Source organism: Arthrobacter sp. 001422645 (assembly GCF_059816125.1).
Genome location: NZ_JCBANT010000038.1, coordinates 1 through 784 on the forward strand (window position 1 = coordinate 1; position 784 = coordinate 784).

1 protein-coding gene is annotated in these 784 nt (G+C 67.0%); it reads left to right on the forward strand.

The window, feature by feature from the left end:
* On the forward strand, nucleotides 1-784 hold a 784-nt coding region (locus tag AC6EUH_RS18280), incomplete at both ends, for an L-serine ammonia-lyase (protein WP_499739505.1).

Below are 784 nucleotides of genomic sequence, written 5' to 3' on the forward strand. Positions count from 1 at the left end.
ATCCGTGAAGGTCTTCTGCACATTTACTCGGTGATGGAAGGCTGCGTCGAGGTCAGCCTCAAGCGTGAGGGGCTGCTGCCCGGCGGACTCAAGGTCCGCCGTCGTGCGCCCGACTGGCACGAACGCCTCATGAAAGAAGGCCGTGACCACGATCCGGACTACCGGGACCCGAAGTACTGGCAGGAGTGGGTCAACCTGATCGCCCTCGCCGTGAACGAGGAAAACGCCTCTGGCGGCCGGGTGGTCACCGCCCCCACCAACGGCGCCGCCGGCATCATCCCCGCCGTGCTCTACTACGCCCTGCACTTCGCCCCCGGCATGGACAAGGCCACCCAGGCCGACCGCGACGACGTCGTCGTTAAGTTCCTGCTGACCGCCGCCGCCATCGGGGTGCTCTACAAGGAACAGGCCTCCATCTCCGGCGCCGAAGTCGGCTGCCAGGGCGAGGTGGGCTCGGCATCGTCGATGGCCGCCGCCGGCCTCGCCGAAGTGATGGGCGGCACACCCCAGCAGGTGGAAAACGCCGCGGAAATCGCGATGGAACACAACCTGGGCCTGACCTGCGACCCGATCGGCGGCCTCGTGCAGATCCCCTGCATCGAACGCAACGCCATCGCCGCAGCCAAGGCCATCAACGCCGCCAAAATGGCGCTGTGGGGCGACGGCACCCACCGCGTGTCCCTCGACGAAGTCATCGTGACCATGCGGGAGACCGGCCGGGACATGAGCTCCAAGTACAAGGAGACCGCGATGGGCGGCCTCGCCGTGAACGTGGTCGAGTGCT